The 26,338-nt window shown below is 67.7% G+C and carries 33 protein-coding genes and 1 pseudogene; 12 read left to right on the top strand and 22 right to left on the bottom strand.

The features are described from left to right. Positions 1-9: 9 nt before the first annotated feature. The 20 genes from ACE3P6_RS07985 to ACE3P6_RS07890 form a co-directional block, all read right to left on the bottom strand. Positions 10-660, bottom strand: a complete 651-nt coding sequence (locus ACE3P6_RS07985) for a phage tail tape measure protein (protein ID WP_374393543.1) — start codon at positions 658-660, stop codon at positions 10-12. Then, complete coding sequence (locus ACE3P6_RS07980; RefSeq protein ID WP_374393541.1) at positions 617-856, bottom strand: rcc01693 family protein; 240 nt, start codon at positions 854-856, stop codon at positions 617-619. Before ACE3P6_RS07980 ends, ACE3P6_RS07985 begins: the two co-directional genes overlap by 44 nt. After that, positions 853-1,173, bottom strand: a complete 321-nt coding sequence (locus ACE3P6_RS07975) for a gene transfer agent family protein (RefSeq protein ID WP_374393539.1) — start codon at positions 1,171-1,173, stop codon at positions 853-855. The genes ACE3P6_RS07980 and ACE3P6_RS07975 overlap by 4 nt, the downstream gene beginning before the upstream one ends. Further along, the gene (locus ACE3P6_RS07970; protein ID WP_197645748.1) at positions 1,173-1,586 is read right to left on the bottom strand and encodes a phage major tail protein, TP901-1 family; all 414 of its coding nucleotides are present in this window, start codon (positions 1,584-1,586) and stop codon (positions 1,173-1,175) included. The genes ACE3P6_RS07975 and ACE3P6_RS07970 overlap by 1 nt, the downstream gene beginning before the upstream one ends. 34 nt (positions 1,587-1,620) lie before the next feature. Further along, a complete protein-coding gene (locus ACE3P6_RS07965; protein WP_374376878.1) occupies positions 1,621-2,016 on the bottom strand; it encodes a DUF3168 domain-containing protein in 396 nt (131 codons plus the stop codon). Next, a complete protein-coding gene (locus ACE3P6_RS07960) occupies positions 2,013-2,351 on the bottom strand; it encodes a head-tail adaptor protein (protein WP_374393536.1) in 339 nt (112 codons plus the stop codon). Before ACE3P6_RS07960 ends, ACE3P6_RS07965 begins: the two co-directional genes overlap by 4 nt. After that, positions 2,348-2,944: a hypothetical protein gene (locus ACE3P6_RS07955; protein WP_374393534.1), complete on the bottom strand. Its 597-nt coding sequence runs from the start codon at positions 2,942-2,944 to the stop codon at positions 2,348-2,350. The genes ACE3P6_RS07960 and ACE3P6_RS07955 overlap by 4 nt, the downstream gene beginning before the upstream one ends. An 82-nt stretch (positions 2,945-3,026) precedes the next feature. Continuing rightward, the gene (locus ACE3P6_RS07950; RefSeq protein WP_374393533.1) at positions 3,027-4,223 is read right to left on the bottom strand and encodes a phage major capsid protein; all 1,197 of its coding nucleotides are present in this window, start codon (positions 4,221-4,223) and stop codon (positions 3,027-3,029) included. A 91-nt stretch (positions 4,224-4,314) separates the two neighbouring features. Then, complete coding sequence (locus tag ACE3P6_RS07945; RefSeq protein ID WP_374393531.1) at positions 4,315-4,875, bottom strand: HK97 family phage prohead protease; 561 nt, start codon at positions 4,873-4,875, stop codon at positions 4,315-4,317. A gap of 4 nt (positions 4,876-4,879) precedes the next feature. Then, the gene (locus ACE3P6_RS07940; protein WP_374376883.1) at positions 4,880-5,125 is read right to left on the bottom strand and encodes a hypothetical protein; all 246 of its coding nucleotides are present in this window, start codon (positions 5,123-5,125) and stop codon (positions 4,880-4,882) included. Further along, positions 5,122-6,300 carry a phage portal protein gene (locus ACE3P6_RS07935; protein WP_374393529.1) on the bottom strand — a complete coding sequence of 393 codons (1,179 nt, stop codon included), beginning with the start codon at positions 6,298-6,300 and terminating at the stop codon, positions 5,122-5,124. Before ACE3P6_RS07935 ends, ACE3P6_RS07940 begins: the two co-directional genes overlap by 4 nt. Positions 6,301-6,390: 90 nt before the next feature. Next, positions 6,391-7,686, bottom strand: coding sequence for a DNA-packaging protein (locus tag ACE3P6_RS07930; protein WP_374393564.1), 1,296 nt, complete (start codon positions 7,684-7,686; stop codon positions 6,391-6,393). Next, positions 7,679-8,008 (bottom strand): hypothetical protein, encoded by a 330-nt coding sequence (locus ACE3P6_RS07925; protein ID WP_374393527.1) that lies wholly within the window; start codon positions 8,006-8,008, stop codon positions 7,679-7,681. Before ACE3P6_RS07925 ends, ACE3P6_RS07930 begins: the two co-directional genes overlap by 8 nt. A gap of 193 nt (positions 8,009-8,201) precedes the next feature. Further along, a complete protein-coding gene (gene mltG, locus ACE3P6_RS07920; protein ID WP_374393525.1) occupies positions 8,202-9,380 on the bottom strand; it encodes an endolytic transglycosylase MltG in 1,179 nt (392 codons plus the stop codon). A gap of 2 nt (positions 9,381-9,382) precedes the next feature. Beyond that, positions 9,383-10,642, bottom strand: coding sequence for a beta-ketoacyl-ACP synthase II (gene fabF, locus ACE3P6_RS07915; protein ID WP_374393523.1), 1,260 nt, complete (start codon positions 10,640-10,642; stop codon positions 9,383-9,385). Between the two features lie 169 nt (positions 10,643-10,811). Further along, positions 10,812-11,759, bottom strand: coding sequence for an arginase family protein (locus tag ACE3P6_RS07910; RefSeq protein ID WP_374393521.1), 948 nt, complete (start codon positions 11,757-11,759; stop codon positions 10,812-10,814). 254 nt (positions 11,760-12,013) lie between these two features. Beyond that, the gene (locus ACE3P6_RS07905; protein WP_128515501.1) at positions 12,014-12,247 is read right to left on the bottom strand and encodes an acyl carrier protein; all 234 of its coding nucleotides are present in this window, start codon (positions 12,245-12,247) and stop codon (positions 12,014-12,016) included. A 150-nt stretch (positions 12,248-12,397) separates the two neighbouring features. Then, entirely contained in the window at positions 12,398-13,135 is a 738-nt protein-coding gene (gene fabG, locus ACE3P6_RS07900; protein WP_374393519.1) for a 3-oxoacyl-[acyl-carrier-protein] reductase, read from the bottom strand. Between the two features lie 11 nt (positions 13,136-13,146). After that, the gene (gene fabD, locus ACE3P6_RS07895; protein WP_374393517.1) at positions 13,147-14,076 is read right to left on the bottom strand and encodes an ACP S-malonyltransferase; all 930 of its coding nucleotides are present in this window, start codon (positions 14,074-14,076) and stop codon (positions 13,147-13,149) included. A gap of 54 nt (positions 14,077-14,130) precedes the next feature. Further along, positions 14,131-14,835, bottom strand: a complete 705-nt coding sequence (locus ACE3P6_RS07890; RefSeq protein ID WP_374393562.1) for an SDR family oxidoreductase — start codon at positions 14,833-14,835, stop codon at positions 14,131-14,133. A 267-nt stretch (positions 14,836-15,102) separates the two neighbouring features. Here ACE3P6_RS07890 and ACE3P6_RS07885 point away from each other — a divergent pair. From ACE3P6_RS07885 to ACE3P6_RS07865, 5 genes and pseudogenes are all read left to right on the top strand, one after another. Next, positions 15,103-15,207: pseudogene (locus tag ACE3P6_RS07885) on the top strand (glycosyltransferase family 2 protein); the annotation flags it as partial. Between the two features lie 97 nt (positions 15,208-15,304). Next, positions 15,305-16,039 (top strand): hypothetical protein, encoded by a 735-nt coding sequence (locus ACE3P6_RS07880; RefSeq protein WP_374393515.1) that lies wholly within the window; start codon positions 15,305-15,307, stop codon positions 16,037-16,039. After that, entirely contained in the window at positions 16,029-16,193 is a 165-nt protein-coding gene (locus ACE3P6_RS07875) for a hypothetical protein (RefSeq protein WP_374393513.1), read from the top strand. The genes ACE3P6_RS07880 and ACE3P6_RS07875 overlap by 11 nt, the downstream gene beginning before the upstream one ends. Before the next feature lie 33 nt (positions 16,194-16,226). Next, complete coding sequence (locus ACE3P6_RS07870) at positions 16,227-16,997, top strand: hypothetical protein (protein WP_374393511.1); 771 nt, start codon at positions 16,227-16,229, stop codon at positions 16,995-16,997. Positions 16,998-17,124: 127 nt separating this feature from the next. Continuing rightward, the gene (locus ACE3P6_RS07865; RefSeq protein ID WP_374393509.1) at positions 17,125-19,473 is read left to right on the top strand and encodes a transketolase; all 2,349 of its coding nucleotides are present in this window, start codon (positions 17,125-17,127) and stop codon (positions 19,471-19,473) included. Here the strand turns inward: ACE3P6_RS07865 and ACE3P6_RS07860 are convergent. Then, positions 19,470-19,928: an Lrp/AsnC family transcriptional regulator gene (locus ACE3P6_RS07860; protein WP_374371347.1), complete on the bottom strand. Its 459-nt coding sequence runs from the start codon at positions 19,926-19,928 to the stop codon at positions 19,470-19,472. The genes ACE3P6_RS07865 and ACE3P6_RS07860 overlap by 4 nt on opposite strands. Before the next feature lie 131 nt (positions 19,929-20,059). Between ACE3P6_RS07860 and ACE3P6_RS07855 the strand changes: the two genes are divergently transcribed. Beyond that, complete coding sequence (locus ACE3P6_RS07855; RefSeq protein ID WP_374393506.1) at positions 20,060-20,380, top strand: DUF1330 domain-containing protein; 321 nt, start codon at positions 20,060-20,062, stop codon at positions 20,378-20,380. Position 20,381: 1 nt separating this feature from the next. Continuing rightward, entirely contained in the window at positions 20,382-21,677 is a 1,296-nt protein-coding gene (locus ACE3P6_RS07850; protein WP_374393504.1) for a PLP-dependent aminotransferase family protein, read from the top strand. Positions 21,678-21,716: 39 nt separating this feature from the next. On the opposite strand, the gene ACE3P6_RS07845 is transcribed toward ACE3P6_RS07850, so the two are convergent. Continuing rightward, positions 21,717-22,649 carry a LysR family transcriptional regulator gene (locus tag ACE3P6_RS07845; protein WP_374393502.1) on the bottom strand — a complete coding sequence of 311 codons (933 nt, stop codon included), beginning with the start codon at positions 22,647-22,649 and terminating at the stop codon, positions 21,717-21,719. Positions 22,650-22,746: 97 nt separating this feature from the next. On the opposite strand from ACE3P6_RS07845, the gene speB reads away from it, so the two are divergent. From speB to ACE3P6_RS07820, 5 genes are all read left to right on the top strand, one after another. Beyond that, the gene (speB, locus tag ACE3P6_RS07840; protein ID WP_374393560.1) at positions 22,747-23,718 is read left to right on the top strand and encodes an agmatinase; all 972 of its coding nucleotides are present in this window, start codon (positions 22,747-22,749) and stop codon (positions 23,716-23,718) included. Positions 23,719-23,721: 3 nt separating this feature from the next. Beyond that, positions 23,722-24,483, top strand: a complete 762-nt coding sequence (locus ACE3P6_RS07835; RefSeq protein WP_374393500.1) for an SDR family NAD(P)-dependent oxidoreductase — start codon at positions 23,722-23,724, stop codon at positions 24,481-24,483. Next, positions 24,480-25,214 (top strand): SDR family NAD(P)-dependent oxidoreductase, encoded by a 735-nt coding sequence (locus tag ACE3P6_RS07830; protein WP_374393496.1) that lies wholly within the window; start codon positions 24,480-24,482, stop codon positions 25,212-25,214. Before ACE3P6_RS07835 ends, ACE3P6_RS07830 begins: the two co-directional genes overlap by 4 nt. Further along, positions 25,211-26,101, top strand: coding sequence for a polysaccharide deacetylase (locus tag ACE3P6_RS07825; protein WP_374393494.1), 891 nt, complete (start codon positions 25,211-25,213; stop codon positions 26,099-26,101). Before ACE3P6_RS07830 ends, ACE3P6_RS07825 begins: the two co-directional genes overlap by 4 nt. Positions 26,102-26,167: 66 nt before the next feature. Continuing rightward, positions 26,168-26,338: a hypothetical protein gene (locus tag ACE3P6_RS07820; protein ID WP_374393491.1), complete on the top strand. Its 171-nt coding sequence runs from the start codon at positions 26,168-26,170 to the stop codon at positions 26,336-26,338.

Here is a 26,338-nt window from a genome sequence, read left to right as displayed (position 1 = left end):
GCTCTCACCTCACCGATTGCGTTGGCCGCGCGCCAGGGCACGGCTGACCTGTGCCGCCACCTGCGACTGGCTGCACTGGAAGCCCTGGACGTCGGGCGTCGTGATGTTCATCACCACATTGACCGCCCTGCCCCCGCCCGCCTGCACCCCCAGCCGACCGTCCGGTCCGCGTGCCAGCGGCATGATCGCCTCCGGGCCTGCCTCGCCCATCAACCCGCGCCCGCCGCGCATCGGAAAGGTGGTCGGCGCGCCGACGATCCCGCCCTTGGCGAAGGGCATCACCTTGCCCTGGCTGAAGGCCCCGCCATTGGCAAAGGGCATCCCCGCCCCCATCACCCCCGCCACACCCTGCGCCAGCAAACCGCCCAGCGCACCCGTCACCGGCTTGATCGCGATGGAATAGACCGTGTCGACGATGGTACTCGCCACCGACTTCAGCGCGTCGTTCAGCTTCATTCCGTCGAAGACCAGCCCGTCGAACGCCTTCCGCAGCCCGCCGCTGATCCCGCTCGACAGAGTGTTCACCTCACGACCGGTGAAGATCATCGTCTCCCGCATCCGCGAAAGCTCACCGTCGAACGCCGCCACCATCGACACCGACGACCCCATCTGCGCCTCAAGCGCCTGAAGCTGCTCCTGCATCGTTCCGATATCCGCCATCGTCCTGATCCTTCCTCACATCCGGGAACGCCGCCGCCAGTTCCGCCAGCCGCGCGCGCGTCAGGGGCGGGACCAGTCCCTCCCGCCCCAGCATGATCTTCAACTCCACCGGCGTGAGCCGCCAGAAGACCGCCGGTTCCAGCCCCAGCCCATGCAGGCCCGCCTGCATCAGCCCGGACCAGTCGATGCCGCTCATGGCTCTTCCGGCAGCGCGAAGGCCCGCGCCAGCAACTCAGCCGCCGCCCGCGCCGCCTCGACCGGCCCGCCGCCGATCTCGACCCGGAGGAGGTCCGCAGCCGAACCCTGCCACCCGCCCCCGCGAAGCCCCGCGACGATCAGCGCCAACACGTCCCGCGTCGAAAATCGCCGCTCCTCGAACCGCTGCACCAAATCCAGAAGCGACCCCGTCTCCAGCGCCTCCTCCAGCTCGGCCAGCGCGCCCAAAGTCAGCTTCGCCACATGACGCTGCCCGTCCAACCAGATCGCCACCTCGCCTGCCCAGGGGTTCGCCATCAGAGGGCCGTGAAGGTCAGGGCGCCCGCCGAGGCCATCGCCATCTCGTAGCTCGCTTCGTCGTTGTGGCTCCCCGAATATTCGATGCTGGTGATCTGGAACGGTCCCTCGATCACCCCGAAGCTCGGGATCACCACCTGGAAATCCGGGATCTCGCCGTTGAAGAACACCTGCCGGGCGCGTTCATCCGTATTCTCGTCCCGGAACACGCCCGAGCCCGAGATCGCGGCCGACTTCACCCCCGCCCCCGCCAGCAGCTCACGCCAGCCGCCCTGGCTTTCCAGGCTGGTGACATCCACCGATTCCGTGTTGAAGCTGATCCGGGTTGCCCGCAGGCCCGCGATGGTGACGAACTGGCCGTCCCCCGTCTGGTCGATCTTGATCAGCAGATCCTTGCCGCTTTGCACAGCCATGTTCGCTCTCCGTGTGAAGGGTGTTGGGCGGGCGCTACAGTTGCACGCGCGCCCGGAAAGTCAGGTCGATCCGCCGCGTCTCGCCCTCTTCGATCCGGCGCGCCGAGGCCCGGACGAAGAACAGGCTGACCAGCGTGCCCCGCGACAGCGTCAGGGGAGCCCCGATCAGCGCGTCCGAGATGTCGGCGGCAATCGTCTTTATGGACAGAAAGCCTGTCGCGTCGGTGATCACGCTGATCACCAGCTGATGCTCGGCCCCCGCGCCCGACTTGTCGGACTGGTCCCGCGCCTCCTCTGGTCCGATCAGCACGAAGGTTCCGGTCACGTTCGGCGGCACCGCGTCGTAGATCGCCACGCCCGCCAGCGCGGGCCAGCCCGACAGCCGCTGGAACACCGCCGTTTGCAGGGCGGGTGCTGCACCATAGCTCATTTCGGCACCTCCTCGCGGGCGAAACAGGTCAGGTAGCGGCCCTGAGGATCACGCTCGGTCACCGCCTGGATCAGGAACAGCCGGGTTCCCTCACGAAACCGCTGTCCAGCCTTCGGGCGCGAGGGCGATCCGACTGCCGCCCCCCGGATCGTCACCCGATAGGGCACCGCCGACAGCATCCGCTCCTCGCCCAAGGTGTCGCTGCCGGACCCCGGCAACACCTCGGCCCAGAGCGTCCCCAGAGCCGTCCAGGCCGAAGTGAAACCGCCCGCGCCGTCCGGGGTCCTGACGACCCCCTCCAGCACCAGCGCCCGGTTCAAATGGGGCGCGTTCATTTCCTGCCCCCGCCCAGGATGCGTACCGTCCGCCAGCGCTCGATCAGCGTCACCACCCCGAAGGGCAGCCCCGCCGCCTGCGCACCATCGTCGTGCCGGTGCTCGTAGAACTCCCCGGCCAGCAGCAACACCGCCTGCCGCAGATCGACCGGAATGTCGGTCCAGGCCGCGCCGAAGCCCGCATCGAACACCACCTTGACCAGCCCCTCACCCGGAATGGTCGGCAGCGCCCCACCCTTCCCCGCCAGCCGCGGGCGATGCAGATCCTTCACCAGCCGATAGGCGCCCGCGGGCACCAAGACCTCGCCCCCCACCGCGTCGACAAGCGTCACGCTCACCACACTCGACACCGGCGCCACCGGCAGCGCCTGTTCCTCGTCCCGCCAGCACTCCAGCGCCCAGAGGAACCGACGCTGGAACAGCATCTTGCCGATCCGCCCCTCGATGGCCGCGAGCGCGGCGCGAAGGTGGGTCTCGATCAGCCCGTCCTGCAGCCCGTCGTCGGCAAAGCCGCTGCCCATCCGCAGATGGTCCTTCATCTCTTCCACCGGCAGCGCCAGCGACGGCACCGGGGTCTCTTCGGTCAACATCATGATCAGGTCTCCGCCCGGGCCGGGCCGTTGCGATACGCGAGGGCAGGAAAGGCCCGGCCCCCGCAGGGACCGGGCCGGAACGTCACGACACCGCGATCTTCAACAGCTTGATCGCCGCATAGTCGGTGATGTCGCCGCCCACGCGCTTGTTGGCGTAGAAGAGGACATTGGGCTTTGCCGAGAACGGATCGCGCAGGATGCGCAGGTCCGGGCGTTCCGCGATGGTATAGGCCGCGCGGAAGTCGCCGAAGGCCACGGCATAGGCACCCGCCGCGATGTCGGGCATGTCTTCCGAAACGACGACCGGATAGCCCATCAGCCGCGACGGCTCGCCCGCCGCCAGACCGTCCGACCACAGGAAGCGGCCATCGGCATCCTTCATCTTGCGCACTGCGCCCACGGTCTTCGAGTTCATCACGAAGCTGCCGTTTGCCCGGTAGTCCGCGCCCAGCGCATAGACCAGGTTGATGATGCAATCCGCCGCGTTGGTGGTGGCGAAATCCGCCGCCGCCCCTGTGGGGATGTAGCCGATGTTGCCCCAGGTCCAGGACGCGTTCGCCACCTTGGTCGGCAGCAGGATGCCCTTCGGCTTGTCCACGCCATCGCCGTTGATGAAGGCCGCAGCTTCCGCACGGATGAAGCGGGTGGCGATCTTCTCGGCCAGCCAGCCTTCCACATCGAAGGCGCTGTCATCCAGCAGGCGCTGCGAGGCCTTCGGCATCGCCGCCAACTCGTGCAGCTTGATCGAGATGCGCTCGATCACCGGCGTCGCGGTCTCGGTCGTGGCCGCGGCCTCGGTCGCCCAGCCCGACCCCACTTCGCTGCGGTCCACGATCACGTCGAACGAGGTCGCCTCGACCTGCACCACGTTCGCCACCGACCGCAAGCTGGAGGTGGACAGAAGCAGCGACTGGATGCGATCCGAGGTCTGCGGGTCGACCAGATAGCCGCCATCGGCGGCCACGGCGCTGGACATCGCCTTGCCTTCCAGGGTCAGGCCGCGCAGGCCGTCATCGTCGCCCGACCGCAGATAGGCGTTGAACGCCTTCTGATGCGGGGCTTCCACCTCCGCGCGGGCCGAAAGTGCGGGGCGGCCATAGGCCATCGTCTTTGCGTTCAGCATGGTCAGTCGCTCTTCCTGATGTTTCAGCGTGGATTTCACTTCGTCCTGAAAGCTGCTGAATTCTTTCAGGAAACCGGCCATCGCGGCCTTGGCCTCTTCGGCCGGCGAATGGGCAGGGGACAGACCTTCCCCGGCCCGAGACTTGGTCTCGGTCATCTTTCTTCCCTTCCGTTTCAGTATCGAGAGCGCGGTCGTCACCCGCGCCTCCCCTCCCCCTCGTGGGGAGGGGATGGGGGTGGGGGGCTGTTCAGCCCGTCCGGTGGTCGGCCAGGCTGCGGCGCGCGTCCTCGAAGACCGCCGCAATGTGACGCCAGCCATCGTCCAGGGCCTCGGCCTTGGCCGCGACCCGCGCTTCGGGCAGCATCGGGAAGGTCACCAGCGACACCTCCCAAAGCTCCAGTTCCGACAACAGGCGCTGGCCCTTGCCGTCGCGTTCCGCCCTGACCGTGCGATAGCCGATGGACAGCCCGTCGATGGCCCCCGCCTGGACCAGCGCCGCCACCTCGCGGCCCTTCTCCACCTCGGTAAGGATGCGCCCCTTGACCCAAAGGCCCGCGGCGTCCTCCTTCACCTCGTCCCAGACCCCGATCGGCTGGCCCGGATCGTGCTGCCACAGCATCTTGACCCGGCCACCCCGCACGCCCAGCCGCTTCAGGCTCGCCGCATAGGCGCCCTTCTGCACGACGTCGCCGCCCTGGTCGGTCTTGCCGAACAGCGAGGCATAGCCCTCGACCACATGCCCCTCGCTCACCACCAGCCCCGCCTCGGGCCGATGGAACTTGCGCTCGGGTGCTCCAAACTCGCTCATTCCCTCACCTCATCGCCGCCTGCATGACCGTCTCGGCCATCTGTGCCAACAGGAACGCCGCCACGCCGTAGACGCCGACCCAGATCCGTTTCTCCAACCGCTCCAGCGTCGCCTCGATCAGCCCCAGCCGATATTCCAGCCCCGCCCAGCGCTCATCCGCGACCCGCTCGTTCGCCTCGATCCGCGCCGCCGCCGCGTCGAAGCTCTCGTACAGGAACCGCGAGCCCCCTTCCGACCGCCGCGCTGTCATTCCTCCTCCGCCAGCTTCGGCAGGCCCAAGAGCATCCGCTTCTCCGCCACCGTCAGGAACTCCGCCGCCGCCACCCGCGCCCATTGCTGGTCCCGCTCCGACGCCAGCGCCGGCACCTGGTCGAGATCGGGCTTCAGCTCCACCGCCTCGCCCGCGAAGCCCGATAGCCAATGCGCCAGGTCCGCCAGCACCTTGGTCGCCAGGGGCAGCACCGTCAGCCGGTAGAACGCCCGGTTCGCCTCCTGATAGTTGGAATAGGTCGCATCGCCCGGGATCCCCAGCAGCATCGGCGGCACCCCGAAGGCGATCGCGATCTCCCGCGCCGCCGCTTCCTTGGTCTTCTGGAACTCCATGTCGCTGGGCGAGAAGCCCATCGGCTTCCAGTCCAGCCCTCCCTCCAGCAACATCGGCCGCCCGGCATTCCGCGCGCCCTGATGATGCGCCTCCATCTCGCTCACCAGCCGGTCATACTGGTCCGACGACAGCGAGGCCGCCCCGTCCGCGCCCTTGTAGACGATGGCCCCCGAAGGCCGCGCCGCATTGTCCAGCAGCGCCTTCGACCAGGAGGACGCCGAGTTATGCACATCCACCGCCACCGCCGCCGCCTGCATCGGCGAAAAGCCATAGTGATCGTCCTGCGGGTGGAAGGTCTTGAGGTGACAGATCGGGCTCATCTCGCCCGTCACATCGTACCGATGCGTCCGCCCGCCGACCGTGTAGTCATAGGCCACCGGCCAGCCATCCGCCCCCGGCACCAGGTTCATCCGGTCCGACCGCAGCACATGCAGCTCACCCGGCACCGCGCCCGCCCCCGGCACCGCCTCGACATAGGCATTCCCCGCCAGCAGCAGGTAGCCGTAGACCGCCTCCAGGAACTCCGCCCGCCCCTGCGCGCCATTCGGGCGGCTGATCAGGTCCAGCACCGGATGCGTATCGAACCGCTGGTCCGCAGTCTGGCACACCAACGGCAGCGCCGCCGCCGCCTCGGCGATCAGCCGCACCACCCGGAACCCCACCGGATTGCCCTGGAACCCCGTCCGCGTCAGGCTGGCGGCATCCCTGGGGCTCCAGGCCACCCGGCCCGCATTGCCCCAGGCGATCACCCGGCCCACCGCACTGGCCTTGCGCTCTGGCACCACCTCAACCGGCACCTTCCGCAGAAAATCGAAGACCATCCTCGCACTCCTTCATGCCCCGGGGCCGTGCCCGACTGTCCGGGCTGCCTGATGCGCCCGGCCATATGACCTGCCAAATCCCTAGATCCGCTAAAGCGACCGCACGCTGGGTCGCTGCCCGTGCAACGCCCCCAGCATCAGATCGGTCAGCGCCCAGACCAGCGCATCCAGCCGGTCGGGCGACCCCGCCCCCTGCCAGCCCACCGCTGTCATCTTGCCCAGCTGCTCTTCCAAAGCGCCAAGGCCCCGGACATGGCTGACCCTGCCCTGCTCGTACAAGGCTGCCACCGGCTCGGCCCGCAACATCTTCGACCGCGTCGCATGGACCCCGCGATAGGGCACCAGCGGGTCGATCATCCTGACCAGCCGCTCCACCAGATCGCCGCCCTGGTTCACTTCTGCCACCAACCGCTCCGCCCCGTGCCGCTCCATCGCTGCCAAGGCCGCCCGCGCCCAGCCCTCGGGCGTGGCGCCCTTCACCGAGGCATCCTCCAGCACCACCGCGCGCCAATCCTTCGGCTCGCCCCGGGTATCCGCGCCGACGACCACGATGCCGCATTCGTCGCTCGACTTCATCGAGGTCACCGGAGGATCCACCGCCACCACCACCCGGTTGAAGACCGGCACCTCGTCCACCCGCGCCGCCTCCAGCATCGCGGCGGTCCACAGCGCCCCCTCCGCCTCCTCGACGAGCACGCCTTCCAGCTCCTGCCGACCGAACTTGGTCCCGCCATAGCGCGCCTGCACTTCCGCCAGGAAGCTTTCCGCCAGATAGGCCCGGTTCGCCTCGGTCGGCGCATGTGTCACCACCGACGACGGGTTCTTCAATATCGCCTTCAGCACCCCCACGTTGCGCGGGGTCGTCGTCACCACCGCCTGCGGGCTCTTCCCTAAGCGAAGCGCGAACTGCAACTGGTCCCAGGCGTCGCCCCCCTTCTTCCACTTGCCCAGCTCATCCGCCCAGGCCGCATCGAACTGCGGCCCCCGCATCGCCTCGGGCTCATGCGCCGAGAACACCTGCGCCACTGCCCCGTTCGGCCACAGAAGCTGGTTCTTCGACGCCAGCCACTCCGGCTTCCGGTCCGGCGGCGAGCAGGCGATGATCCCGCTCTCGCCCAGCACCATCACCTCGCGCACCTGGTCCACCGTCTCGCCGACCAACGCCACCCGCTTGCACTTGCCGGGGTCCAACGGCCCCGCCGCCTCCACCTGAGCCCGCACCCACTCCGCCCCGGCCCGGGTCTTGCCCGCCCCGCGCCCGCCCATGATCACCCAGGTCTTCCAGGCCCCCCTCGGCGGCAGCTGATGCGGCAGCGCCCAGAACTCGAACACCCAGGGCAAGGCCAGAAGCGCATTCTGGCTCAGGCCCGACAGGAACTCATCCACCTCCTCCGGCGCTGCGGAGGCAAGCCAGGCGGCGCCCGATTTCAGCTCGGGCCTCGTCAAGGTCGAGAGCCCCGCCGGATCCGACATGTCCGGCAATCTGCTTGCGGAGTTGGTCAACTTTTCCCCTTTCCTGCAACACCAGTTGCGCCGTCGCGCGAAGATCGCGGATCGCCGTCTGTGCTGCCTTCACTTCGTTGAATTCCCCGGCACTGATCGCGTCGATGGTGCGTTCCAGCTCCAGCACCGCCATGCCGTAAAACTTCTCCGCGCTCCCCAGAACATCTTCTGGCCTGGGCGCGTCCCCCGAAAACATGATCGTCATCTAGTCCCGACACCCCCTCATGCCGCCCCCGCACGAGAGAAATGAAAAAGCGGCCAGCGGGGAGGCACCCCGGGCCGCTTCGACACTTCTTCTAGCATGCCACAATGTCTACATCGGACCGCGCGGCAAGTCAAGCATAAAACACAACACTATCAAAGGCTTGCTGCACGCAGGCTTTACGGCTTGTTAACCGTCACTGCCCCTGCACCCCGCCTTCGTCGGCCGTCCCCTGCTGCGCCTCGATGGCCCGCCACTTGGCGACGTTCTGGTTGTGCTCTTCCAGCGTCTCGGCAAAGGCATGCCCGCCACTGCCGTCCGCGACGAAGAACAGATCGTCGGTCTGGTCCGGGTTCACCGCCGCCTTGATCGCTTCGGCTCCGGGGTTCGCGATAGGCGTCGGCGGCAACCCGTCGATGACATAGGTGTTGTAGGGCGTCTCGCGCCGCAACTCGCTCTGCCGCAAGCCCCGGCCCAGCACGCCCTCGCCCTTGGTGATGCCGTAGATCACCGTCGGGTCGGTTTGCAGCCGCATCCCCTGCTGCAAGCGGTTGATGAAGACACTCGCCACCCGGCCCCGCTCTTCGGGGATGCCGGTTTCCTTCTCGACGATGGACGCCATGATCAGCGCCTCTTCCGGCGTGTCGTAGGGCAGGCCTTCCGACCGCCCCGCCCAGGCGTCGGCCAGGATCTTCGCCTGCTTCTCGGTCATCTCGGCGATCAGGGCGCCGCGCTCGGTCCCGCGTTCGACCTCATAGCCGCCCGGCGCAAGCGAGCCCTCCGGCGGCACTGTCTCCAGCGCGCCCTGCAGGAAATCCGCCTTCTTCAGCGCATCCACGATCTGCCAGCTGGTCACTCCCTCGGCCACCGTGACCCGGAACACCAGCGCCGGGTCGTCCGAGACTTTCAGATACTCCGGCGGCAGGGGCTCGACCCCGGCATCGAACCGCGTCACCTCGGTCAGGCTGTTCGAGGCCAGGTCCAGCTCGCTCAGCACGACATCGGACTTCGTCACCCCGATCCGGTAGTTCAGGTCGCGCCCGCAGGTCGACTTGCCCGTGGCCGTGATCGCTTCCAGCACTTCCGACATGCTGGCCTTGGCGGGCACCATGTAGCTCCCGAACTTCAGCGCCTCCGCCCGGTCGGCATATTCCGCCCCGATCCGGAAGATCCGCGCATCGGTGATCGCCCCGCGCTCCTCCAGGTTCCGGCTGACCGCCGACAGGCTGGCCCCCTTCTCCACCTCCAGGCAGATCGGTTCGGCCAGCGGTCCTGCCGCGAAGAACTCATTCCGCCCCCAGGCGACCAGCGCCGCCATCGCGATCAGAAGCACGATGAAGAACGTCAGCGCGTTCGAGGCGACGGACCGCCACATCCCTAGCGCACCTTGCCGAGGACGAGGCTCGCGTTGGTGCCGCCGAAGCCGAAGCTGTTCGACAGCGCCACGTCGATCTTGCGCTTCACCGCCTTGTTCGGGGCCAGGTCCAGCTTCGGCTGCACCGCTGGGTTGTCCAGGTTGATCGTCGGCGGCGCAACCTGATCGCGCAGCGCCAGCACGCAGAAGATCGCCTCCACCGCCCCCGCCGCCCCCAGAAGGTGCCCGATGGACGACTTGGTCGAGGACATGGTCGCGTTCGGGGCATGGTCGCCCAGAAGCCGCTCCACCGCCCCCAGTTCGATGGTGTCGGCCATCGTCGAGGTCCCGTGGGCGTTGATATAGTCGATGTCCTTCGGCTCCAGCCCAGCCCGCTTCAAGGCCGCCGACATCGACCGGAACCCGCCGTCCCCGTCCTCGGACGGCGCGGTGATGTGGTAGGCGTCGCCCGACAGCCCGTAGCCCAGCACCTCGCAGTAGATCTTCGCGCCGCGGGCCTTGGCGTGTTCGTATTCCTCCAGCACGACGACCCCGGCCCCCTCGCCCATCACGAAGCCGTCGCGGTCGGCGTCATAGGGGCGGCTGGCCTTCTCCGGCGCGTCGGCCCGCTTCGTCGACAGGGCCTTGCAGGCGTTGAACCCGGCGATCCCGATCTCCGAGATCGGGCTTTCCGTCCCGCCCGCGACCATCACGTCGGCGTCCCCCCACATGATCAGCCGCGCCGCATCACCGATGGCATGCGCGCCGGTCGAACAGGCCGTCACGACCGCATGGTTCGGCCCCTTGAAACCGAAGCGGATCGAGACCTGCCCCGAGACGAGGTTGATCAGCGCCCCCGGGATGAAGAAGGGCGAGACCCGCTTCGGGCCCTTCTCCTTGATCAGCACCGCAGTCTCGGCGATGGAATTGAGGCCCCCGATGCCCGAGCCGATCATCACCCCGGTCCGCAGCTTCTCCTCTTCGGAGGGGTTGTCCCACCCGGCATCCCGGACGGCCTGCACGGCGGCGGCCATCCCGTAGATGATGAAGTCGTCGACCTTGCGCTGCTCTTTCGGTTCCATCCAGTCGTCGGGGTTGAAGGTGCCGTCCGAGCCGTCGCCCATCGGGATCTCGCAGGCGTACTGGGTCACGACGGCCGACGAGTCGAACCGGGTGATCGTGCCCGCCCCGGACTGGCCGGCCAGCAGGCGGGACCAGGTCTCCTCGACACCGCAGGCCAGAGGGGTGACCATCCCAAGTCCGGTGACCACGACACGCCGCATTCTGCTCTCCCTTCAGGATCAGGCTTTTCAGGGTGATACACGGCCCCCAGAGGCCGCGCAACCTTGGGGGAGGCTCTTCGGCGGACCGCAGAGGCTGTCCACGGTGGACAGATTTTCGGAGCCAATGAAATCAACCCCTTGGTCGCGGACATTCATCAAATCTTAACGTCTACCCCTGCCTCGCCACGATGCCCATCACTGCCGCCAGCAGCTGCGCCGCCACCGCCGCGCCCTGGCCGTCGATGTCGCGGTCGGGCATGAACTCCACCATGTCGAACCCTACGATCCGCGCCTTCTCGGACACGCCCGCGATCAGCTCCAGCACCTGCCAGTAGCCAAGGCCCCCCGCCGTCCGCCCGATCACCGCAGGCATGACGGCAGGGTCCAGCGCGTCGAGGTCGAGGCAAACGATCACCTCCGCCCCCTCGGCGACCAGGTCCAGAGCCCGGTCGATCCCGTAGCGCGCCACCTCGCCTGCCGGAACGAAGCCCACGCCCCAGCTTTCCGCATCCGCCACATCCTGCACCCGGGCGCTGCCAATCCCTCGCTGGCCGACCTGGATGATGGCGTCCACATGGTCCATCTCGGACGCCCTGCGCATGGTCGAGGACAGACCCAGCCGTTCGCCCTGCACCTCGTCGCGCCAGTCGATATGGGCGTCGATCTGCAGGATGGTAAAGCCGCGCCCCCGCGCGCCATAGGCCTCCAGCATCGGGATCGGCAGGCTGTCGTCGCCGCCGATCAGCATCGGCACCCCGCCGCGGTCGAGAATCTGGCTGACCGCGCCGAAGATGCGCGCCCGGTTCCCGGCCGGATCGGCCTCGGTCTGCTCCAGGTCGCCCGCATCCACCGCCGAGACGCCGCCGGGAAACACCGGCCCGCCGAGGTCGAAGTTCATATGCGCAAGGTTGGCCGCATAGGCCGCCCCCGCCGCGCGGATCGCCGCCGGGCCACCGGCGCAGTAGAAGCCGACGGAAGGGTAAGGCGTGCAGCCATCCGCCCCGATCAGCGCCATCTGCGCGGTCAGGCGCGACAGGTCGCGGCAGCGCGGCAGGCCCATGAAGGTGTCCACGGAGGCCGCGCCGAACATGGTGCCAAGGGCGGTGTTGCCGGACATGGGTGCCTCCTGAGGAATGGGATCAGAGTGGCGGGCGGAAGGCGGGCTGGCAAGGCCGATCGGCGACGCTGCGGCGAGGGATTGCCGAGGGTGCAAGGGGGCAGCTTGCCCGTGCATGCATGACTGTCATCCCCGCGAAAGCGGGGACCCAGGCGGCGCAGGTGGGTCCCCGCTTTCGCGGGGATGACAGTCGAGGCAGAAACGCAAAAGGCACCCCGAAGGGTGCCCTGCTGTCCCGCGAAGGACGAATGCCCTCAGGCGGCTTCCGAGATGAACTTCACCGCGTCGCCGAAGGTCTGGATGGTTTCGGCGGCGTCGTCCGGGATCTCGATGCCGAACTCTTCCTCGAAAGCCATGACCAGCTCGACCGTGTCGAGCGAATCCGCGCCCAGGTCGTCGATGAACGAGGCCGATTCCGTCACCTTGTCGGCTTCGACGCCCAGGTGCTCGACGACGATCTTCTTCACGCGATCAGCGATGTCGCTCATGTCCGTTCCTCTATCTGCGGCAGCGGTTTTCCCTGCCATTTTCACTCAACCCGTTTGCGGGTCAACAATCCTGCGCGCCTATAGCAAGGGTCCGCGCTCATGGCAAACGCTTTAACCTGACTTGTGCCGGTCGGTTCCGTCAATCCGCCGTCAAACCATGTCCATGCCGCCGTTGACGTGCAGCGTGGCGCCGGTGACGTAAGCGGCCTCCGGCGAGGCGAGGTAAAGGACGGCGGCGGCGATCTCTTCCGGCGCGCCCATCCGGCCCGCAGGAACCGCACCCAGGATCGCCGCCCGCTGCGCCTCGTTCAGCTTGCCGGTCATCGCGGTCTCGATGAACCCCGGAGCCACGCAGTTCACCGTGATGCCCCGGCTGGCCACTTCGGCGGCCAGCGATTTCGACAGGCCGACCATCCCGGCCTTGGAGGCGGCATAGTTCACCTGCCCCGCATTGCCCGTGGTGCCGACGACCGAGGAGATGTTGACGATCCGCCCCCAGCGCGCCTTCATCATCCCCCGGATCGCCGCGCGGCACAGGCGGAAGGTCGCCGTCAGGTTGACGTCGATCACCGACTGCCAGTCTTCGTCCGACATGCGCATCGCGAGGCCGTCCTTGGTGATCCCGGCGTTGTTGACCAGGATGTCGACCGCGCCCATCGCCTCGGTCGCGCGCTTCACCAGGCCTTCCACGTCTTCGGGGTTCGAGAGGTTGCAGGGCAGCACATGGGCGCGCGACCCAAGCTCCTTCGCAAGCGCCTCAAGCGGCTCCACCCGGGTACCCGAAAGCCCCACCGTGGCCCCGGCCTTGTGCAGCGTCCGGGCGATGTCGGCGCCGATGCCGCCCGAGGCCCCGGTGACGAGGGCGGATTTGCCGGTCAGGTCGAACATGGACGGTCCTTTCAGGCCTTGAGGGCAGCAATATCATCGGGCGAGCCGATGGCGCGGGGGGTGGCATTGGCGGCGGTGCGCTTGATCATGCCCGACAGCGCCTTGCCGGCGCCGATTTCCCAGAATTCGGTGACGCCCGCCTTTTCCATCCAAAGCACGCTTTCGCGCCAGCGGACCGAGCCGGTGACCTGGGCGATCAGCAGGTCCATGATCCGGTCCGGCTCCATCACCGCCTCGGCGCGGACGTTGACCACGACCGGCACCTGCGGCTTGGCGATCGGCACTGCCGCCAGGGCTTCCGCCATGACATGCGCGGCGGGTTGCATCAGGGCGCAGTGGAACGGGGCGGAGACCGGCAGGAGGAGCGCGCGCTTGGCGCCCTTGGCCTTGGCGATCTCGACCGCGCGTTCGACGGCGGCCTTGTGGCCCGAGACGACGACCTGCGCCGGGTCGTTGTCGTTCGCGGCCTGGCAGACCTCGCCCTGCGCGGCCTCGGAGGCGACCGCGATGGCGGTCTCGAAGTCGAGGCCGAGAAGCGCGGCCATCGCGCCTTCGCCGACCGGGACGGCCTCTTGCATCGCCTGGCCGCGGATGCGCAGAAGCCGCGCGGTGTCGGAGAGCGTCAGCGACCCGGCGGCACAGAGGGCGGAGTATTCGCCAAGCGAGTGCCCGGCGACGAAGTCGGCCTGGTCGAGGCCGAAGCCTTCGCTTTCAAGGGCGCGCAGGGCGGCGATGGAGGTGGCCATCAGCGCGGGCTGGGCGTTCTGCGTCAGCGTCAGCTCGGCGATGTCACCCTCCCAGATCAGGGCGGAGAGCTTTTCGCCAAGCGCCGCATCGACCTCGTCGAAGACGGCTTTCGCCGCCGGATAGGCCTCGGCCAGGGCCTTGCCCATGCCGATGGTCTGGGCGCCCTGCCCCGGAAAGACGAATGCGCGGCTCATGTTCCCCCCTTGGTTATCACGGGGATAGCGCGGCAGGGCGGCTTTCGCAATCGCTCAGACGCTGCGGGTGATGCCGCCGTCGACCCGCAGGTTCTGGCCGGTGATGTAGCCCGCGCCGTCGGAGGCGAGGAAGGCGACCGTCGCCGCGATCTCCTCGCTGCGGCCGTAGCGACCCATCGGCACGCCCTGGCGGCGTTCCTCGGTGGCGGGCAGGCTGTCGATCCAGCCGGGCAGGACGTTGTTGATGCGGATGTTGTCCGGCGCATAGGTGTCGGCATAGATCTTGGTGAAGGCCGCAAGGCCCGCGCGGGCGACCGCCGAGGTCGGGAACATCGGCGCGGGTTCGAAGGCCCAGGCGGTGGAAATGTTGACGATCGCGCCGCCCTTCTGCGCCTGCATGATCGGCGTGACCAGCCGGATCGGGCGGATGGCGGACAGGAAATAGACGTCCATGCCGCCCTGCCAGTCGGCGTCGGTCAGTTCCAGGATCTGCTTGCGCGGCCCGTGACCGGCGCTGTTGACCAGCACGTCGATCCGGCCCCATTTCGCCATCACCGCATCGACCACGCGGGCCACGTCGTCCGGGTTCTGGTTCGAGCCCGTCACGCCCACCCCGCCGAGGTCCGCCGCCAGCGCCTCGCCCTTGCCCGAGGAGGACAGGATGCCGACCAGGTAGCCGTCCGCCGCAAGCCGCCGCGCTGCCGCCGCCCCCATCCCCGACCCGCCCGCCGTCACCAGCGCCACCTTCTTCGTCGTCATCGCGTTCTCTCCGATCTGCCGCACCGACGCTGCCTTGCACGCGCCACGTTCCGACGGGATAGCACCCGGCCGCAGCCCCCGCCATGCGGAAATCGGCCGATCGTTGCGGCCTTCCGCTGCCATCCGCGTCCGGTTTCGGCTCGGAAAACAGCCGACGGCAGGGCGCCGGTTGCCTGGTCCCCGTTTTCCAATACTCTTCCGCCCACAGGTCACAGTTCGGCCCAATTGGGAAAGCATTGTTCCCGTGATCGCAGCAACGAGGCGCCGATGAAGCTGATTGTCCAGATCCCTGCCCTCAACGAGGAGCAGACCATCGCCGAGACGATCGCGGCCATCCCGAGACGGATTCCCGGGATTTCCCGGGTCGAGATACTGGTGATCGACGATGGCAGCACCGACGACACAGTGAGGGTCGCGCGCGAGGCCGACGCGGATCGAGGAAGCCTTGGCGCGTGGCGCCGATGTCATCGTGAACACCGACGCCGACAACCAGTACTGCGCCGACGACATTCCGGCGCTGTGCCAGCCCATCCTGCAACGCCGCGCGCAGATCGTCATCGGCTGCCGGCCGATCGGCGAGATCGACAGCTTCTCGCCGCTGAAGAAGGCTCTGCAACGGCTGGGAAGCTGGGTTGTCCGCAAGGCCAGCGGTAGCGACATTCCCAATGCACCGAGCGGTTTTCGCGCCTATTCCCGCGATGCGGCAGCCCGGCTTTGCGTGATCAACACCTATACCTATACGCTTGAGACGATCATCCAGGCCGGGCGCAAGCGCATCCCGATGGCAGCGGTTCCGGTGCGGGTGAACCGCGTCACGCGGCCGTCGCGGCTGTTCCGGGGGATCGGCGAATATGTCAGCCGCTCGGCCAAGACCATTCTGCGCGTCTTCGTGATCTATGCCCCGCTTCGGTTCTTCTTCACGCTGGCGGCCTGTTGCGCCCTGCCCGGTTTCGCCGGGATCAGGCGATTCCTCTATTTCCATGCGACCGACGGCGGCGGCGGCCACATCCAGTCGCTGGTCCTGTCGGCCATGCTGCTTGCGGTGGCGACCATCCGCTTTGCCGTGGGCATCCTGGCCGACCTCATTGCCGCCGACCGCAGCCTGCTTGAAGATATCCGTGCCCGCGACCTGTCGCGCACGCCGCCACGCGACGAAGCCGGCTCGCGGGAGAAACCTGCGCTGGAAGTCGTCAGTGCTGGCTGAAGGCAAACCTGAAGAGCTTCAGCGCCTTGCGCCTGCGCTGCAGGACACTCGGCGCGTCATGCTGGACACCGTGCTGACGGCCTCGGTGGCGGCCTGTCTTGTCCTCCTGCTTCCGATGCCCTTCCCTCGCAACATCAACTGGGACGATTTCTGATCCTGAGCCTGGTCGGGCACGCTGGCGGTGTTCATGGTCCGGCTGCCGCCGGGCCGGGCCGAGACGCAGCTTCTGGTGTCGCAGGTGGCCAAGTACATCCCGGGCAATGTGGCCCATCTCCTCGGGCGCCTGGCGCTGGCGCGGGCGGATGGAGTCTTCGCTTCGGTGGCCGGACTGGCCATACTGCTGGAAGTCGGCCTTTTGCTGACTGCGGGTGGCTTCCTGTTCCTGGCCTTCCTGCTGCTTGTCCCCGAACTTACGCTGTCGCTCTTGCCACCCGGAATCGCCGCGTCCCTTGCCGGCCTGTCGCTGCCGCTTGGGGGCGCACTGGCCGCAGGGATCGGCATCGGCATCTGGCATCTGGCCCGGATGATCCGCCGCAGGTCGGCCATGACGCGGCTGGACCCGGCCAGGGCGGCGAAACCGCTTGCGCTGCACGCCGTGAACTTCCTGGCGCTTTGCCTGTCGCTTGGCTGCGTGACCCAGGCGATTGCCACGGCCGGGAACGGAGCCTTCCTGCTGTCCATCCCGGTCTTCGTCGTCGCCTGGACCACCGGCTTCCTGCTCCCCGGCGCGCCGGGCGGGATAGGGGTGCGCGAAGGCGTGATCGTTCTTGGCCTAGGGGCGACCCTTGGCGAGGGCCCTGCGCTGACGGCGGCCCTGCTGCACCGGATCATCTGCGTCCTGGGCGACCTCACGGCCTTCGCCATCAGCTCCCGCTACAGGCCGAAGACGAAAGGCCCGACACCCGAGGACCCTCTGCCGATCTGCCACGAGACGACGGCGACGGCCAGGCGAACTTGATCGCCAGGCGAAATCTTCGTAGAGAAATCCACTGCCAAACACGACGCGGGCTGCGGAAAATTGGCGAGTTTCGCTTCCAGAGGCCAGATACACTGCCACGCACATCTTCCGGCAGGACCGACCTTTCATGACGCATCTCAAGACCCTCGAACAGCGGCTCCTGTGGCTTTCGCACTGGATGATCCACCACGCCAACCATGTCCGGCCCAAGGTCGACGGGATCAAGATCGGCGGGCATCAGGCCTCGTCCGCGTCGATGGTGTCGATCCTGACCGCGCTCTATTTCTCGGCGCTGCGGCCCGAGGATCGGGTGGCGGTCAAGCCGCATGCCTCGCCGGTGTTCCACGCGATCCAGTATCTCATGGGCCAGCAGACCCGCGCGAAGATGGAGAACTTCCGTGGGCTGCACGGGGTGCAAAGCTACCCGAGCCGGACCAAGGACAGCGACGATGTCGACTTCTCGACCGGGTCGGTGGGGCTTGGGGTGGCGATCACGGCCTTCGCCTCCCTGGTCCAGGACTACATCGCCGCAAAGCGCTGGGGGGCTGGCCTGCCGTTGGGGCGCATGGTGGCGCTGGTCGGCGACGCGGAACTGGACGAGGGCAATGTCTACGAAGCCCTGCAGGAGGGCTGGAAGAACGATCTGCGGAACTGCTGGTGGATCATCGACTACAACCGGCAGTCGCTGGACGGGATCGTGCGGGAAGGCTTGTTTGGCCGGATCGAGAAGATCTTCGGTGCCTTCGGCTGGGAGGTGATCCGCGTCAAATATGGCGCGCTGCAACGGGCGGCATTTGCCGAGCCGGGCGGAAGCGCCTTGCGCGACTGGATCGACCACTGTCCGAACCAGGACTATGCCGCGCTGACCTTCATGGGCGGCGCCACCTGGCGCAAGCGCCTGACCGACGACCTGGGCGATCAGGGCGAGGTTTCGGCGCTGATCGAGCGGCGCAGCGATGCGGAACTGGCCGCCCTGATGGAGAACCTTGGCGGCAACTGCGTCGAGACGATGGCCGAAGTCTTCGCCTCGGTGGATCACGACCGGCCGACCTGTTTCCTTGCCTACACCATCAAGGGCTGGGGCACGCCGATTGCCGGTCACAAGGACAATCACGGCGGGCTGATGAACCCGACGCAGTTCGCGGCCTGGCAGAAGCACATGGGCGTCGAAGTGGGGCAGGAATGGGAGCCCTTCGCCACCGTCGCGGAGGTGGCGGAGCTGAAGGCCTTTCTGGCTGAGGTCCCCTTTTTCGCCAAGGGTCCCCGCCGCCTGCACGACGCCCGGCTGGCCGTGCCGCAGATCGGTTTCGACACGGAGCGCGAGATTTCCACCCAAGGCGCCTTCGGAAAGATCCTCGACGATCTGTCCAAGGGCGACAGCGCGCTGGCTGCGCGCATCCTCACCACATCGCCCGACGTGACCGGCACCACGAACCTTGGGCCCTGGGTCAACCGGCGGAAGCTCTTTGCCCGCAAGCCGCAGGCCGATGCCTTCATCGAGCATCGCATCCCGTCGACCGCGAAATGGGAATTCACCCCGGAAGGCCAGCATGTCGAGCTGGGGATTGCCGAGATGAACCTCTTCCTGCTGCTGGCGGCGGCAGGGCTGAGCCACAGCCTGTTCGGCAAACGGCTGATCCCCATCGGCACGGTCTATGATCCCTTCGTCTGCCGGGGTCTCGATGCGCTGAACTACGCCTGCTACCAGGATGCGCGGTTCATGATCGTGGGCACGCCTTCGGGGGTGACGCTGGCGCCGGAAGGCGGCGCGCATCAATCCATCGGCACGCCGCTGATCGGCATGGCACAGGACGGGCTTGCGGCTTTCGAGCCCGCCTTTGCCGATGAACTGGCGGTGATCATGGGCTGGGCCTTCGACTACCTCCAGCGCGACGGCGAGGGCGACCCGGACGAACGCACCTGGCTTCGCGACGAGACCGGCGGTTCGGTCTACCTGCGCCTGACCACCAACCCGATCGAGCAGCCGGGCAAGCGGCAGGATGATGCCTTTCGCCAGGGAGCCATCGACGGGGCCTACTGGTTGCGCCCGCCGGGGCCGAACTGCGAGGTGGTCATCGCCTACCAGGGCGCCATCGCGCCCGAGGCGATCAAGGCGGCAGGCGCCCTGTCCGAGGCGCGGCGCGACATCGGCGTGCTGGCGGTGACCTCTGCCGACCGGCTGAACGCGGGTTGGACGGCGGCGCAGCGGGCCCGCTCGCGCGGGAATGCGGCGGCCCTGTCCCATGTCGAGCGGCTGCTGCAAGGTCTGCCGCCGCATTGCACGCTGGTGACCGTCATCGACGGCCACCCGGCGACGCTTGCCTGGCTGGGTGGCGTACAGGGCCACCGCACCGTCAGCCTTGGCGTCGAGCACTTCGGCCAGACCGGTACCATCGGCGACCTCTACCGCCACTTCGGCATCGACGCCGCCACCATCGTCGACCGCGCAAAGGGACTGACCCACGGCGCCCGCTAGCGCGGGCGTTTCCATTCCTTGTCCTGCTTCAGGATGACCATCGTGGTGGTTTCGGTCACGGCCGGGATGGATTGCAGGACATCGCGGATGAAAGTGCCGAGGGCGTCGATATCCCGGACCCAGATGCGCAGCACATAGTCGATGTTGCCGGTGACCAGCAGGCATTCGGTGATCTCGGGATGCTTCGAGATCGCCGTCAGGAACTGCTCCGTCCCCACGGTGCCATGCCGGGCCAGCCGGACGGACACCAGGACGCTGACGTTCAGCCCCAGCGCGACCGGATCGATCTGCGCGGCATAGCCGGTGATGATCCCCGCCTCCTCCATCCGCTTGACCCGCCGCCCGCACGGCGTCGGCGACAGCCCGACCCGGTCGGCAAGGTCCAGCATCGAAACCCTGCCGTCCCGGCGCAGGACCGCAAGGATGCGGTGGTCAATCGAGTCGAGGTCAAGCATGGCCGAAATCCCCAGGAACCCCCGGAAAGGGTAGGGAAAGACTGCAATGATCCTGCAAATACTTCAAGGAAATGCAGGGATTCACTTCCGGTGCGAGGATATCCTCTGCGCAAACCTGCAAGAGAGAACCGATGCCCGCCTATTTCATCTGCACGATGACCATCCATGACCCGGAAACCTACCGCAAGTATACCGCGCTGACCCCGGCAACGCTGGCGCGCCACGGTGGCCGCTTCCTGACCCGGGGGGATGCGGTGGAAACGGTCGAGGGCGGCCCGGACTTTGCCGAGCGGATGGTGATCCTGGAATTCCCCGACCGGGAACGCGCCCTCGCCTGGTATCACGACGCCGACTACCAGAGCGCGTCGCAGTTCCGCCGCCTGGCGTCGAAGGGCCGGATGATCCTGCAGGCGGGCCGGGACAACTCTGCCGATCCCGATCCGAAGGTGTGACATGGACAAGGTCGACAGCTTTCGACCCGCGCGGCCCGTATCCCCTGCGCCGGCATCGGCCCCGTCGGGTGGCATCCCGGACCGGCCGGAGGCGACGAGCGCCCGGCCCCCGGCTTTCGCTGGCTGGCTGTCCGACACCAATGACGTGACGCAGACCTTCCTGTCGGCCGGGCAGATTCCGGGCCTGATCAACATGGCGGGCGGCTTGCCGGACCCGTCCACCTGGCCGGTCGAGGACCTGGCCGAACTGGCCCGGGCGGCGGTTGCGAACCATCCTGGCGATGCCCTGGCCTACCCGCCCATCGAGGGACTGCCCGCCCTGCGCGACATGATCGCCGCGCGCTTCGCGGCCCCCGGCCTGGCCCTGACGCGCGAGAACGTGCTGATCACCACGGGGGGGATGCAGGGGCTGGACCTGATCGGCAAGGTGCTTCTCGAGGAGGGTCAGGTGATCGCCGCGCAAAGCCCCGCCTACCTGGGCGCGCTGGATGCGTGGAAGCCGCGCCGCCCCGCCTACCGGCCGATGCGGCTGGAAGACCCGGACTTCGCTGCCGCACCTGCCCTGCGGGACGCGCAATTCGCCTATACCGTGCCGAACTTCTCGAACCCGACCGGGCGGCTGGTCGACCTGGGCCAGCGCCGCGACCTGGTCGATGCCGCCCGGGCGACCGGCACCTGGCTGGTCGAGGACGACCCCTACGGCACGCTCTACTATGATGGATCGCCCCTGCCGCGCATGCTGGATCTGTCGGCGACCGGAAGCGGCCCCTACGACGGACGGGTCATCTACCTTGGAACGCTGTCCAAGGAGCTGGCTCCCGGCCTTCGCGTCGGCTGGGTCATCGCGGCCCCCGAGATGATCCGCGCGCTGGTGACCGCGAAGCAGGGCTCCGACATGAGCACCCCGGGCCTGTCGCAGCGCATCACGCTCGACGCCTTCGCCGCGGGCCTGACCGAGCGCATCCTGCCCGCCACCCTGGCGCTGTATCGCGCGCGCCGGGACGCGCTTTGCGCCGCCATGAGCGAACATCTCGGCGACCTTTTCCGCTGGGACGTCCCGGCGGGCGGCATGTTCGTCTGGGCAACCGCGCTGGACGAAAGGCTGGACACCGACCTTCTGCTGCGCCGGGGCCTGGCCCACGGCGTCTGCATCACGCCGTCCAGCGTCTTCGATCCCGAGGGCAAGAACCGTCGCGCGATCCGCATCAACTTCACGCTGAACGATGCCGCGAAACTGGCCGAGGGGGTCAAACGGCTTTCCGCCGCCACCCGTGCAACGCTGGCGCTTGCCGGATAGGACGGCCCGACATCCCGTCAGACCCGCCGGAAGGGCGCCCTACCCTGCCGGTTTGGCGGTGCAATGATCGGCAATCGCCTTCGCCAGCGCCTGCGCCGCGCGTGACGGCGATTGCCGGGCATAGACGATCTGGAACAGGTCCTCGAAGCTTACCCGGTCCGGGGCAAGCGCCCGCAACCGACCGCGCTCGACCTCGGCTGTGGCATAGTGGTCGGGCAGGAAGCCGATATAGGCGCCGGAAAGGAGCAGGATCAGCGTCCCCTCCATATGCGGGGTCGCCGCCTGCCAGTCGAAATCCAGGCCGCAGATCGGCAAGCGCTGCATGTAGGTGCGCCCGGCGAAGGCCTGGGCTGCCAGCCTTTCAGGGGTCAGCGCCACGTCGGGGACGGCAAACAGCGGATGCAGCGATCCGCAGTAAAGCTTCTGGGTTTCAAGGAACAGAGGTTGCGAATGGGTGTTCACCGGCCGTTCGGGCGCGGGCATCAGCACGACATGATAGGTGCCGCTGAGCAGCCCCTGCGAAAGCACCTGCGGCGCGGCCACGTTGAACTCCAGCGTCACCCTTGGCGCCATGCGGTGAAAGGCGCCAATCGCGCGGTCGAGGTTCAGCGCCGGATTGGTCACCATCGCATCGACAGTGCCGAAGGAAAGCTGTCCGCTCAACTCGCCCGCCGTGTCGCCGACCGTGGCCCGGAAGCGGTCGATGGAACCGAAGAGATCACGGCAGGCGGCATGGATCTGGTGCCCCTCGTCGGTCAGGAAGAAGCCGGCCCGGCCGCGTTCGCAAAGGCGCACCCGCAGACGTTCTTCCAGATGGCGCATGTGGGTCGAGATGGTGGCCTGGGTCATCCCGAGGCTGGCCTGCGCCGCCGAGAAGCCGTTGCACTGCACGATGGTCATGAAGACCCGCAAGAGGCGCAGGTCGATATCGCCAAGGGACAGGCGTTCGAGCGGGCGGGCGGGGCGGGTCATGCATTGATATTTTCATAAGTGAACATGGAAAGATAGATATTCCAGAAATCATCTCCTGATGGCTGACTTGGCGGAAGGCAGCAAGCGGGGGGACCAGATGGCCGACAATTCCTATGACACCGGGCGGCTGAACCTGCCCTTCGTCGGCATCTGCACCTTCGGCAAATATCCCTACCAACCGGACTGGGACGCCATCGACGCCGATGTGGCGATCCTTGGCGCGCCCTTCGACTTTGGCACCCAGTGGCGGTCGGGCGCCCGGTTCGGGCCGCGTGGCGTGCGCGAGGCCTCGACCCTCTTCTCCTTCGGCCACGGCGGGGCCTATGACCATGAGGATGACGTCACCTACCTGCCCGCCGACAAGGTGCGGATCGTCGATCTGGGCGATGCCGACATCATCCACACCGATACCGAGCGCAGCCATGCCAACATCGAATTCGGCGTGCGCAAGATCCTGAAGGCGGGCGCGCTGCCGGTGGTGATCGGGGGCGATCATTCGGTCAACATCCCCTGCATCAATGCCTTTGCCGAGGATTGCGCGGCCAAGGGCCCGATCCATGTCGTGCAGATCGACGCGCATCTGGATTTCGTCGATGTGCGCCACGGCGTCCGCAACGGCCACGGCAGCCCGATGCGCCGGGCGGCGGAAAAGCCCTATGTTTCGGGCCTGACGCAGCTTGGCATCCGCAACGTCTCCTCCACCGCCCGCGACGGTTATGAGGATGCGCGCAAGATGGGGTCCGACATCCTGTCGGTCCGCCAGATCCGCAAGCTGGGGGTCGAGGCGGTGCTGGCGCGGGTGCCGCAGGGCGCGCGCTATTATGTGACCATCGACATCGACGGCTTCGATCCTTCGATCGCGCCGGGCACCGGGACGCCGTCGCACGGCGGCTTCATCTATTACGAGGTGCTGGAACTGCTGGCTGGCCTCTGCCAGCGCGGTACGGTGGTTGGCGTCGATCTGGTCGAGGTCGCGCCGGACTATGACCACAGCGGCACGACGACGATCCTTGCCGCGCAGGTGCTGATGAACCTGATCGGCCGGATCATGCACGCGAAGGGCGCCTGAGCGATGGGCAGCCTGCGCTACGATTTCTCGGGCGAGAGCGTGCTGGTCACCGGGGCCAGCCGGGGCATCGGTTTCGCCGTGGCGCGGGCGTTTGCCGCAGCCGGGGCCGAGGTGACCGTGCTGTCCTCGGGCGCGGGCATCCATGCGGCGGCGGCCCGGATCGGCGCGCGGGCGCTGGAATGCGACATCACCGACAGCGCGGCGGTGAAGGCGGCGCTGGCGGGGATCGACCGGATCGACGTGCTGGTCAACAACGCCGGGCTGGAGCGGATCACCCCCTTGGGTGGCCCGGACGAGGTGGAGGACACCTTCCGCCGGATCACCGACATCAACACCAACGGCACCTTCTACGTCACCCGCCATGCGGTGCCGAAGATGGCCGCCGGTGGCCGGATCATCGTCACCGCCTCGATCTGGAGCCGGGTCGCGGTGCCGGAATTCGCCGCCTACGTCACCTCGAAACACGCCAACCTCGGCTTCATGCGGGTGATGGCGAAGGAGCTGGGGCCCCGTGGCATCCGCGTCAACGCCGTCTGTCCCGGCTGGGTCAGGACCGAGGCGGCGATGCTGTCGCTGGCCAATATGTCGAAGCGCACCGGGCGCAGTGAGGAGGACCTGCTGGCCGAGATCGTCGGCGCACAGGTGCTGCCGGGGCTGCTGGAACCGGACGATCTGGCCGCGCCCTACCTGTGGCTCGCCTCGGAGGGCGCGCGCGACATGACCGGGCAGGCGCTGATGCTGGACCGGGGCGAGGTGATGGCATGAGCCGCGTTCTGGTCACCGGCGCCTACCGCGGCATCGGTGCGGCCTGCGCGCTGGCCTATGCAAGCGCGGGGGCGCGGCTTGTGCTGGCCGATATCCGCAATCCCGAGGAAACAGCACAGGCAGCACGCGCTGCGGGTGCTGCCGAAGTTCTGAGCCTTGCCTGCGATGTCTCTGACGAAGGTTCAGTCAGCGCGCTGGGTCAGGCCATCGACGCCGCCTTCGGCGGCCTTGACGTTCTGGTCCATTGCGCGGGCGTCATCCACGAAGCCCCCTTGCTGGACACCCCCGTCGCCGATTTCGACCGGGTCATCGCCATCAACCTGCGCGGCAGTTTCCTTGTCGGCCAGATGGCCATTGCCCAGATGGCGGCGACACCGGAAGACCCCGCCCGCGCGATCCTGATCGCCTCGGACATGGCCTATTACGGGCGCGAGACCTTTTCGCCCTATGTCGCCTCCAAGCACGGCGTCCTCGGCCTCGTCCGCAGCTGGGCCAAGGAATTCGCGCCGCGCATCCTGGTCAACGCGATTTGCCCCGGTCCGATTGACACCGAAATGCTGGGCGCCGCCCATATGAGCGCCGAATGGCGGGCGCGCGAACTGGCGATCCCCCTCGCCCGCTTCGGCCAGCCGCATGAGATTGCCGCGCTGGCCCTGTTCCTTGCAGGCGAGGGCGGGCGCTACTTCACCGGGCAGGGACTTGGTCCCAACGGCGGGAGCGTCATGCCATGATCCTGAACCCGATCCCCTGGCCCAACGGCGCGAAATGCGCGGCCTGCGTGACCTTCGACATGGACGCCGACAGTCTGGTCCATATCGCCCATCCGACCGACGGCCACAGCCGGGTCTCGGCAATTTCCATGCTGCAATACGGGCCGCGCGTCGCCATCCCCCGCATCGTCGAAAGCTACCGCCAGCTTGGCATCAGGCAGACCTTCTTCATCCCGGCCTGGTGCATCGAGACCTACCCGGAGGCGGTGGACGCCATCCTGAACGGCGGCCACGAGATCGCCCACCACGGCTTCCTGCACGAACACCCGCGCGAACTGACCGACGGTGAGGAAGCCCACTGGCTCGACAGTGGCATCGAGGTGATCGCTCGGGCTACCGGCCAACGCCCGCGCGGCTGGCGCGCGCCGCTCTACAACTTCTCGCACCGCTCCGCCGACCTCTTGGCCGAACGCGGCTTCAGCTACGACGCCTCGCTGATGGGCGACGACCTGCCCTATCTGCTGGAAAGCGCCAAGGGGCGGCTGGTGGAACTGCCCTCGCACTGGGGCATGGACGACTGGCCGCAATACGTCCAGTCGATGGACCTCGACTACATGATGCCGATCCGCGCGCCGGAACAGGGGCTCCTGCCCTTCGCGCAGGAGCTGGAGGCGGCACGGGTGCATGGCGGGCTCTGGGTGCCGGTGGTGCATCCCTTTGCCACCGGGCGGCTGGCGCGCTGGCATGCCTGGCACCGGTTCCTGGAAACCGCCGTCGCGCGCGGCGATGTCTGGTTCGCGCCGATGGAGGAAATCGCAGCCCATGTGCAGCATCTGGTCGCCACCGGCGGCTGGACGCCCCGCATCGACCGGCTGCCCTACTACGCCGCCCCGGTGCGGGTGGCCTGAGCGACGACCGGGCCGGGGAGGCCCATGACACCACCCGCGGGAGGCGGGTCAAAAGGGGGGAGAGCGATGACCGAGATGGACAAGCCCTGGGCGCGGGAAGTGGAGCGCCGCATCGAGATCTACGACCAGATCGAGGCCAGGGACAGCTGGGAGGGCCGGATGACCGCCGCCGACTACCTCGGCCTGCTGGGACTGGCCGTCCTTCTGGTCGCGGGCTTCTGGGTCTGGGGGGTCTGA

Origin of the sequence: Tabrizicola sp., assembly GCF_041911175.1 — a bacterium.
GTDB lineage: Bacteria > Pseudomonadota > Alphaproteobacteria > Rhodobacterales > Rhodobacteraceae > Tabrizicola.
This window is presented reverse-complemented; position numbering and strand designations above follow the sequence as displayed.

Bases quoted from the DNA above. Each gene is read 5' to 3' on its own strand.
- ACE3P6_RS07985 (WP_374393543.1), bottom strand. From the start codon at position 660: ATGGCGGATATCGGAACGATGCAGGAGCAGCTTCAGGCGCTTGAGGCG.
- ACE3P6_RS07980 (WP_374393541.1), bottom strand. From the start codon at position 856: ATGAGCGGCATCGACTGGTCCGGGCTGATGCAGGCGGGCCTGCATGGG.
- ACE3P6_RS07975 (WP_374393539.1), bottom strand. From the start codon at position 1,173: ATGGCGAACCCCTGGGCAGGCGAGGTGGCGATCTGGTTGGACGGGCAG.
- ACE3P6_RS07970 (WP_197645748.1), bottom strand. From the start codon at position 1,586: ATGGCTGTGCAAAGCGGCAAGGATCTGCTGATCAAGATCGACCAGACG.
- ACE3P6_RS07965 (WP_374376878.1), bottom strand. From the start codon at position 2,016: ATGAGCTATGGTGCAGCACCCGCCCTGCAAACGGCGGTGTTCCAGCGG.
- ACE3P6_RS07960 (WP_374393536.1), bottom strand. From the start codon at position 2,351: ATGAACGCGCCCCATTTGAACCGGGCGCTGGTGCTGGAGGGGGTCGTC.
- ACE3P6_RS07955 (WP_374393534.1), bottom strand. From the start codon at position 2,944: ATGATGTTGACCGAAGAGACCCCGGTGCCGTCGCTGGCGCTGCCGGTG.
- ACE3P6_RS07950 (WP_374393533.1), bottom strand. From the start codon at position 4,223: ATGACCGAGACCAAGTCTCGGGCCGGGGAAGGTCTGTCCCCTGCCCAT.
- ACE3P6_RS07945 (WP_374393531.1), bottom strand. From the start codon at position 4,875: ATGAGCGAGTTTGGAGCACCCGAGCGCAAGTTCCATCGGCCCGAGGCG.
- ACE3P6_RS07940 (WP_374376883.1), bottom strand. From the start codon at position 5,125: ATGACAGCGCGGCGGTCGGAAGGGGGCTCGCGGTTCCTGTACGAGAGC.
- ACE3P6_RS07935 (WP_374393529.1), bottom strand. From the start codon at position 6,300: ATGGTCTTCGATTTTCTGCGGAAGGTGCCGGTTGAGGTGGTGCCAGAG.
- ACE3P6_RS07925 (WP_374393527.1), bottom strand. From the start codon at position 8,008: ATGACGATCATGTTTTCGGGGGACGCGCCCAGGCCAGAAGATGTTCTG.
- mltG (WP_374393525.1), bottom strand. From the start codon at position 9,380: ATGTGGCGGTCCGTCGCCTCGAACGCGCTGACGTTCTTCATCGTGCTT.
- fabF (WP_374393523.1), bottom strand. From the start codon at position 10,642: ATGCGGCGTGTCGTGGTCACCGGACTTGGGATGGTCACCCCTCTGGCC.
- ACE3P6_RS07910 (WP_374393521.1), bottom strand. From the start codon at position 11,759: ATGTCCGGCAACACCGCCCTTGGCACCATGTTCGGCGCGGCCTCCGTG.
- ACE3P6_RS07905 (WP_128515501.1), bottom strand. From the start codon at position 12,247: ATGAGCGACATCGCTGATCGCGTGAAGAAGATCGTCGTCGAGCACCTG.
- fabG (WP_374393519.1), bottom strand. From the start codon at position 13,135: ATGTTCGACCTGACCGGCAAATCCGCCCTCGTCACCGGGGCCTCGGGC.
- fabD (WP_374393517.1), bottom strand. From the start codon at position 14,076: ATGAGCCGCGCATTCGTCTTTCCGGGGCAGGGCGCCCAGACCATCGGC.
- ACE3P6_RS07890 (WP_374393562.1), bottom strand. From the start codon at position 14,835: ATGACGACGAAGAAGGTGGCGCTGGTGACGGCGGGCGGGTCGGGGATG.
- ACE3P6_RS07870 (WP_374393511.1), top strand. From the start codon at position 16,227: ATGGTCCGGCTGCCGCCGGGCCGGGCCGAGACGCAGCTTCTGGTGTCG.
- ACE3P6_RS07865 (WP_374393509.1), top strand. From the start codon at position 17,125: ATGACGCATCTCAAGACCCTCGAACAGCGGCTCCTGTGGCTTTCGCAC.
- ACE3P6_RS07860 (WP_374371347.1), bottom strand. From the start codon at position 19,928: ATGCTTGACCTCGACTCGATTGACCACCGCATCCTTGCGGTCCTGCGC.
- ACE3P6_RS07855 (WP_374393506.1), top strand. From the start codon at position 20,060: ATGCCCGCCTATTTCATCTGCACGATGACCATCCATGACCCGGAAACC.
- ACE3P6_RS07850 (WP_374393504.1), top strand. From the start codon at position 20,382: ATGGACAAGGTCGACAGCTTTCGACCCGCGCGGCCCGTATCCCCTGCG.
- ACE3P6_RS07845 (WP_374393502.1), bottom strand. From the start codon at position 22,649: ATGACCCGCCCCGCCCGCCCGCTCGAACGCCTGTCCCTTGGCGATATC.
- speB (WP_374393560.1), top strand. From the start codon at position 22,747: ATGGCCGACAATTCCTATGACACCGGGCGGCTGAACCTGCCCTTCGTC.
- ACE3P6_RS07835 (WP_374393500.1), top strand. From the start codon at position 23,722: ATGGGCAGCCTGCGCTACGATTTCTCGGGCGAGAGCGTGCTGGTCACC.
- ACE3P6_RS07830 (WP_374393496.1), top strand. From the start codon at position 24,480: ATGAGCCGCGTTCTGGTCACCGGCGCCTACCGCGGCATCGGTGCGGCC.
- ACE3P6_RS07825 (WP_374393494.1), top strand. From the start codon at position 25,211: ATGATCCTGAACCCGATCCCCTGGCCCAACGGCGCGAAATGCGCGGCC.
- ACE3P6_RS07820 (WP_374393491.1), top strand. From the start codon at position 26,168: ATGACCGAGATGGACAAGCCCTGGGCGCGGGAAGTGGAGCGCCGCATC.